This is a genomic window from Pseudomonas sp. PGPR40, assembly GCF_022014505.1.
In the GTDB taxonomy this organism is placed as follows: Bacteria; Pseudomonadota; Gammaproteobacteria; order Pseudomonadales; family Pseudomonadaceae; genus Aquipseudomonas.
The window spans coordinates 99,600-106,915 of sequence record NZ_JAKLSP010000025.1 but is presented as its reverse complement, the minus strand read 5'-3'; the positions used below and the strand labels follow the sequence as shown (position 1 = coordinate 106,915).

The following is a 7,316-nucleotide window of genomic DNA, read 5'->3' as shown; positions in this document are numbered from 1 at the left end:
ACTTGCGCTTTCGATCTCTCGTTAGCGGGAGGCGAATTCTACAGCGTTAGTCGCTGCTGTCAACACCTCTTTTTCTCCGCTTTCGACCGAGAGGATCGAACCGTCAATAAGGCGACAACACACTGCCCCACCAACTCCTTCTGGCTTCGATGAACTGAAGCGTAACCGCTGCCGAAAACTGTATAACTCATTGCTTATCAAGGAGTTTTCCGTTTCGACTGCGCCGGAAGTGGGGCGAATTATAGGCTTTCAGAATCTGCCGTCAACCCCTGATTTGGTTTTTCTATCAACAAACTATGGAAAGCCGAAAAACAGCGCCTTTCACTACTAGATAGAAGAGCAAAACTGCGCCCCTCTATATAGAAGGAATCCTCAGAGCACTCCGGACGCCTTGAACCCAGTAACGACACCAGCATCCAGACCCAATACCCGCTGCAGAACTTCCAGCGTGTGCTCACCCAACAAAGGCGGTGCACTACGGTACTCCACCGGAGTTTCGGACAGGCGTATAGGGCTCGCAACCTGCGGCACCATTCCGGCCAAAGCATGAGGCAGCTCAATGGCCAACCCACGCGCCTGAACCTGAGGATCGGCAAACACCTGAGCCAGATCGTTGATCGGCCCGCACGGCACGCCCGCCTGCTCCAACTGCGCCACCCATTCAGCAGTCGTCTTGAACACGGTCGCCTGGCGGATCAGTGGAATCAGCACTGCTCGGTTAGCCACCCGCAACTTGTTGGTCGCAAAGCGCGGATCATCCGCCCACTGCGATTGACCGGCCACCTCTGCAAACTTGCGGAACTGCCCATCGTTACCCACGGTTAGGATGAAATCGCCATCAGCCGTAGGGAAGTCCTGATAAGGCACGATATTCGGGTGAGCGTTACCCAGGCGTTTAGGCGCATTGCCTGTAGTCAGGTAGTTCATCGCCTGATTGGCCAGACAAGCCACCTGGACATCCAGTAATGCCATATCTATATGCTGACCGCCGCCCCCCTGATCCCGATGAGCCAAGGCCGCCAGGATCGCTACCGTCGAATAGAGACCGGTCAAAATATCTGTCAGCGCCACACCGACTTTCACCGGACCCGCACCTTCATCTCCTTCGGGACGACCGGTCAAACTCATCAGACCGCCCAAGCCCTGGATCATGAAGTCATAACCCGCACGCTTGGCATACGGACCTGTCTGGCCAAATCCAGTGATCGAGCAATAGATCAGCTTCGGATTAATCGCCTTGAGCGATTCATAGTCCAGCCCATAAGCTGCCAGGCCACCGACCTTGAAATTCTCAATGAGGATGTCCGACTTCGCCGCCAACTCACGCACAAGCTGCTGCCCTTCTGGCCGCGTGAAGTCGATGGTCACTGATTGCTTGTTGCGGTTGGCGGACAAGTAATAAGCCGCCTCGCTGGTGTTCTCGCCATAGGCGTCTTTAAGGAACGGAGGCCCCCAGGCGCGCGTGTCATCGCCATTGCCCGGGCGCTCGACCTTGATGACTTCGGCCCCAAGGTCCGCCAGGATCTGCCCGGCCCAGGGCCCGGCAAGCACCCGTGATAAATCCAGTACCCGTAGATGCGAAAGCGCGCCCATGGCCGTTCTCCTATTAATAGAACGCCTGGATGCCGGTCTGCGCGCGACCGAGGATCAGCGCGTGGACGTCATGCGTACCTTCATAGGTATTCACCACTTCCAGATTGACCAGATGCCGAGCGACACCGAACTCATCGGAAATGCCGTTGCCACCCAGCATGTCGCGCGCCATGCGGGCGATGTCGAGGGATTTGCCACAGGAGTTGCGCTTCATCATCGAAGTGATCTCGACGGCAGCCGTGCCTTCATCCTTCATACGACCCAGACGCAGACAGCCTTGCAGCGCCAGAGTGATTTCAGTCTGCATGTCAGCCAGCTTCTTCTGGATCAACTGTGTGGCCGCCAATGGACGACCAAACTGCTTGCGATCCAGGGTGTACTGGCGAGCGGTGTGCCAGCAGAACTCGGCAGCGCCCAGTGCGCCCCAGGAAATGCCGTAACGCGCCGAATTAAGGCAGGTAAAAGGACCTTTCAAGCCCCGGACATCCGGGAAGATGTTCTCTTCAGGGACAAACACGTTGTCCATGACGATCTCGCCGGTAATGGATGCACGCAGGCCGACCTTGCCGTGAATCGCCGGAGCGCTCAGACCTTTCCAGCCCTTCTCCAGAACGAAGCCACGAATGTCACCCGCATCATCCTTGCCCCAGACCACGAACACGTCGGCGATCGGGCTGTTGGTGATCCACATTTTGCTGCCGGTGAGGCTGTAGCCGCCTTCCACTTTGCGTGCACGAGTAATCATCGCGCCCGGGTCGGAACCGTGGTCAGGCTCAGTCAGACCAAAGCAACCGATCCATTCACCCGAGGCCAGCTTCGGCAGGTACTTCTGCTTCTGTGCTTCGGTACCGAATTCGTTGATCGGCACCATGACCAGCGAGGACTGCACGCTCATCATCGAGCGATAGCCAGAGTCGACACGCTCGACCTCACGAGCAATCAGACCGTAACTGACGTAGTTAAGGCCGCTGCCACCGTATTGCTCAGGAATCGTCGCACCCAACAGACCCACTTCACCCATCTCGCGGAAGATCGCCGGGTCGGTCTTCTCATGACGGAAAGCTTCGAGAACGCGCGGCGCGAGCTTCTGCTGAGCGAATTGCTGAGCGGTGTCGCGAATCATGCGTTCTTCTTCAGTGAGCTGTTGATCCAGCAGCAGGGGATCGATCCAGTTGAAGCTAGCTTTACCGCCCATGAGTGAGTCCTCTCGAATCGGGTCAAATAACGTGGAGTGATCCTAGGCCGGGTTTGGCTTCACGACAAACGAGGATTTTGCATACTGTTGTGCTAATTTCTCACTCCGTAACGTCGCAAAATGGCTTATATGCGATGTATTAGTGAGGTTGACGTACATGCGCAGGAAGATCCCCAGTACAACCGCCCTGATCAGTTTTGAAGCTGCAGCGCGCCACGAGAGCTTTACCAAGGCCGCCCAGGAACTTTCCCTCACGCAGGGAGCGATTTGCCGACAGATCGCCAGCCTTGAGGAGTTCCTCAGCGTCGAACTGTTCCGACGCTCGCGGCGTGGAGTGAAGCTGACAGAGGCCGGGCTTTCCTATAGCCGCCGAGTAGCCACACAACTCGATGCGGTTGAACGGGACACCTTGTCAGTGATGGGCCAGCAAGGCGCCAATGTGATCGAGCTGGCGGTGGTGCCAACCTTCGGGACTCAATGGCTGCTGCCACGACTCAAGGATTTTCAGCACAAACATCCGGAAGTGACAGTCAACCTCACCAATCGCACCCGCCCCTTCCTGTTTGCCGATACCGAATTCGATGCCGCGATCTATTTCGGCGACGCCGACTGGCCAGGTACCGAATCCCACAGGCTAATGGGCGAAAATCCGATGCCGGTGTGCAGCCCCACGTTATTGAGCAAAAAGACCAACCTGAGCCCCGGTGAAATCGCCAAACTGCCCCTGCTGCAACAGACCACACGCCCTTATGCCTGGCGCCAGTGGTTCAACTCTCAAAACCTTAATATCCCGCGAGACATGACAGGGCCGCGTTACGAGCTATTCTCCATGCTTGCTCAAGCTGCGATGCACGATATGGGGGTCGCGCTGATTCCACCGTTCCTGATTCAGCGCGAATTGGCAGAGAAGCGCCTGGTGATTGCCAACGCCCAGGCACTATCGAGCATCAAGGCCTACTACCTGATGATTCCCGAGCGAAAGGTCGAATCTGCCTCTTTAAAGGCATTTCGCGATTGGCTGGTGAATCAGGCACAAAGCTACAGCCTAGAAGGATAAAGGCTTCCCCCTATAAGCTGACCTCGTAGTCAGCAAAACAAAAGCACTACAGATATAAGTATTTGTCGCATATAGGCAGACTGTACTGAGGAGTAGCACAAACGTCCTACAAAGGCCTGAATACGTGGCCTTGAGCCTCTATTGGCAGGCAATGACGCCTCATTCACCGTGCCGATGTGTAAATTCTTGAATTTTGGACAGAATCCTCAGAAGCCACGGCCTGTAAGGGATTGCAATGACTGGTGCGACATTCGGTCACGGGGTGACTTGTAGTTAATTTTCCGTCACCCGTCATAATCCCTTGAAGGGCACAAAGTTCGCCTGCAAAATGCCGCGCCCCGCCTTGATTCGGCGGGATCGTGCTGATCGGCCGCCCCAGCCGCACCATCCGAAGTGCCTGGGTTTACTCAATAAGATCACGCAGGAGATTTGACGTGCACATTGGTGTTCCTCTCGAAACCCAGACGGGTGAAACACGGGTTGCTGCAACCCCGGAAACCATCAAAAAGCTGATCGGCCAGGGTCATAAAGTCACTGTGCAAAGCGGCGCCGGCATTAATGCCAGCGTTGTCGACAGTGCTTATGCAGCGGCAGGCGCGACCATTGGCAGCGCCAACGATGCGTTTGGCGCCGAGCTGATTCTCAAGGTGGTCGCCCCCAGCGACAGCGAGCTGACACTGATCAAGCGCGGCACCGTTGTGGTGGGCATGCTCAATCCGTTCAGCAATGAAACCATTGCCAAACTGGCCGAGTGCGGCATTACCGCGTTTGCACTGGAGGCCGCGCCGCGCACCTCCCGTGCCCAGAGCCTGGATGTGCTGTCCTCCCAGGCGAACATCGCCGGCTATAAAGCCGTGTTGCTGGCCGCTCACCACTATCCACGCTTCATGCCGATGCTGATGACGGCGGCGGGCACCGTGAAAGCGGCGCGTGTGCTGATTCTCGGCGCTGGCGTAGCCGGTTTGCAGGCGATTGCCACGGCGAAACGTCTGGGTGCAGTCATCGAAGCGTCCGACGTGCGTCCTGCGGTGAAGGAACAGATCGAATCGCTGGGGGCGAAATTTGTCGATGTGCCGTACGAAACTGATGAAGAGCGCGAATGCGCCGTCGGTGTCGGCGGTTATGCCCGCCCCATGCCGGCCAGCTGGATGCAGCGTCAGGCCTTGGCTGTGCATGAACGCGCCAAGCAGGCTGACATCGTCATCACCACCGCGCTGATCCCGGGCCGCAAGGCGCCGACGCTATTGAGCGCCGAAACCGTGGCGCAGATGAAGCCAGGCTCAGTGGTCATCGACCTCGCGGCAGCGCAGGGCGGCAACTGCCCGCTGACCGTGGCCGATCAGGTGGTGGTCGAGAATGGCGTGACCATTTGCGGCCCGACCAACCTGGCCGGCGCAGTCGCGGCAGACGCTTCGGCCCTGTACGCGCGCAACCTGCTGGACTTCCTGAAACTGGTGTTCACCAAAGAAGGCCAGTTTGAGATCAACCTCGAAGACGACATCGTCGCCGCGTGCCTGATGTGCCGCGACGGCCAAGTCATCCGCCAAAACGCCTAAGCAGGGATTCAGACGATGGAAGAGCTTATCTCCCCCGGTATCTACAACCTGATCATCTTCGTGCTGGCGATCTATGTCGGTTATCACGTGGTGTGGAACGTGACCCCTGCCCTGCACACGCCGTTGATGGCGGTGACCAACGCCATTTCGGCGATTGTGATCGTCGGCGCCATGCTGGCGGCGGCGCTGACCGTGACCCCATTAGGCAAGACCATGGGCACCCTGGCGGTGGCGCTGGCGGCCGTGAACGTGTTTGGTGGTTTCCTCGTGACTCGCAGAATGCTTGAGATGTTCAAGAAAAAAGCCCCGAAAGCCGTAAAAGAAGAGGCGCCCAAGTAATGAGCATGAATCTGGTAACGACGCTCTACCTGATCGCGTCGATCTGCTTCATCCAGGCCCTCAAAGGCCTGTCGCACCCCACCACGTCGCGGCGCGGCAATGTCTACGGCATGCTCGGTATGGCGTTGGCGATCCTCACCACGGTCGGCCTCATTTATAAGCTAGGGGCAGAGTTGGCTACAGCGGGCATTGGCTATGTCATCGTCGGTCTGCTGGTCGGCGGCACCGCTGGTTCGATCATGGCCAAGCGTGTTGAAATGACCAAGATGCCGGAACTGGTCGCCTTCATGCACAGCATGATCGGTATGGCCGCCGTGTTCATCGCTATCGCGGCGGTGGTCGAACCGCAATCGCTGGGCATCGTTAAACAGCTGGGGGATGCGATTCCGGCGGGCAACCGTCTGGAGCTGTTCCTCGGCGCGGCCATCGGTGCAATCACCTTCTCCGGTTCGGTGATTGCGTTTGGCAAGCTGTCGGGAAAGTACAAGTTCCGTCTGTTCCAAGGCGCACCGGTACAGTTCGCTGGCCAGCACAAACTGAACTTGCTGCTGGGTCTGGCGACGCTGGTATTGGGCATCACCTTCATGCTGACCGGCAGTCTCAGCGCCTTCGCACTGATGCTGGCCCTGGCCTTTGTAATGGGCGTGCTGATCATCATCCCTATCGGCGGCGCCGACATGCCCGTCGTGGTGTCGATGCTCAACAGCTACTCCGGCTGGGCCGCGGCGGGTATCGGCTTCTCGCTGAACAACTCGATGCTGATCATTGCCGGCTCGCTGGTGGGCTCAAGCGGTGCGATCCTCTCGTACATTATGTGCAAGGCGATGAACCGTTCGTTCTTCAACGTGTTGCTCGGCGGTTTCGGCAACACAGCAGATGCCGCTGGCCCGGCAGGCTCGAAAGAAGCTCGCCCGGTGAAATCCGGTTCGGCTGACGACGCGACCTTCCTGCTGACCAACGCCGACACTGTGATCATCGTTCCGGGCTATGGCCTGGCGGTGGCTCGCGCGCAGCACGCCCTGAAGGAGCTAACCGAGAAACTGAGCCACCGCGGCGTGACCGTGAAGTACGCCATTCACCCGGTTGCTGGTCGCATGCCTGGCCACATGAACGTCTTGCTCGCCGAGGCCGAAGTGCCTTACGACCAGGTGTTCGAGATGGAAGACATCAACTCCGAGTTCGGTCAGGCCGATGTGGTGCTGGTACTCGGCGCCAACGACGTGGTGAACCCGGCGGCCAAAAACGATCCGAAATCGCCGATAGCCGGCATGCCGATTCTCGAAGCGTTCAAGGCCAAGACCATCATCGTCAACAAGCGCTCGATGGCCAGCGGCTATGCCGGTCTGGACAACGAACTGTTCTACCTGGACAAGACCATGATGGTGTTTGGCGACGCCAAGAAAGTCATCGAAGACATGGTTAAAGCCGTCGAGTAAAACTCTTCGGAAACCTGAACGCCCCGACTTGTCGGGGCGTTTTTGTTTGTGGCTGTTACTGATCCTGTAATGGTGTTTTGTCTGAAAGGCGCAGAATAGACACCTCGAATGCGACCTTGGTAGCGGGACGGGCAACGATC

The 7,316-nt window shown here is 57.8% G+C and carries 6 protein-coding genes; 4 read left to right on the top strand and 2 right to left on the bottom strand.

Annotation, left to right across the window (positions count from 1 at the left end; translation table 11 throughout):
- Positions 1-372: 372 nt before the first annotated feature.
- Together MEB48_RS21165 and MEB48_RS21160 are read right to left on the bottom strand one after the other, a co-directional pair.
- Positions 373-1,593: a CaiB/BaiF CoA transferase family protein gene (locus tag MEB48_RS21165; RefSeq protein WP_237885863.1), complete on the bottom strand. Its 1,221-nt coding sequence runs from the start codon at positions 1,591-1,593 to the stop codon at positions 373-375.
- Positions 1,594-1,606: 13 nt separating this feature from the next.
- Complete coding sequence (locus tag MEB48_RS21160) at positions 1,607-2,788, bottom strand: acyl-CoA dehydrogenase (protein ID WP_030129615.1); 1,182 nt, start codon at positions 2,786-2,788, stop codon at positions 1,607-1,609.
- 157 nt (positions 2,789-2,945) lie between these two features.
- On the opposite strand from MEB48_RS21160, the gene MEB48_RS21155 reads away from it, so the two are divergent.
- From MEB48_RS21155 to MEB48_RS21140, 4 genes are all read left to right on the top strand, one after another.
- The gene (locus tag MEB48_RS21155; RefSeq protein WP_237885862.1) at positions 2,946-3,845 is read left to right on the top strand and encodes a LysR family transcriptional regulator; all 900 of its coding nucleotides are present in this window, start codon (positions 2,946-2,948) and stop codon (positions 3,843-3,845) included.
- A gap of 434 nt (positions 3,846-4,279) precedes the next feature.
- A complete protein-coding gene (locus MEB48_RS21150) occupies positions 4,280-5,401 on the top strand; it encodes a Re/Si-specific NAD(P)(+) transhydrogenase subunit alpha (RefSeq protein ID WP_237885861.1) in 1,122 nt (373 codons plus the stop codon).
- Between the two features lie 15 nt (positions 5,402-5,416).
- Complete coding sequence (locus MEB48_RS21145) at positions 5,417-5,740, top strand: NAD(P) transhydrogenase subunit alpha (RefSeq protein WP_003187010.1); 324 nt, start codon at positions 5,417-5,419, stop codon at positions 5,738-5,740.
- A complete protein-coding gene (locus MEB48_RS21140) occupies positions 5,740-7,176 on the top strand; it encodes an NAD(P)(+) transhydrogenase (Re/Si-specific) subunit beta (RefSeq protein ID WP_237885860.1) in 1,437 nt (478 codons plus the stop codon). Before MEB48_RS21145 ends, MEB48_RS21140 begins: the two co-directional genes overlap by 1 nt.
- The last annotated feature ends 140 nt before the right edge of the window (positions 7,177-7,316 follow it).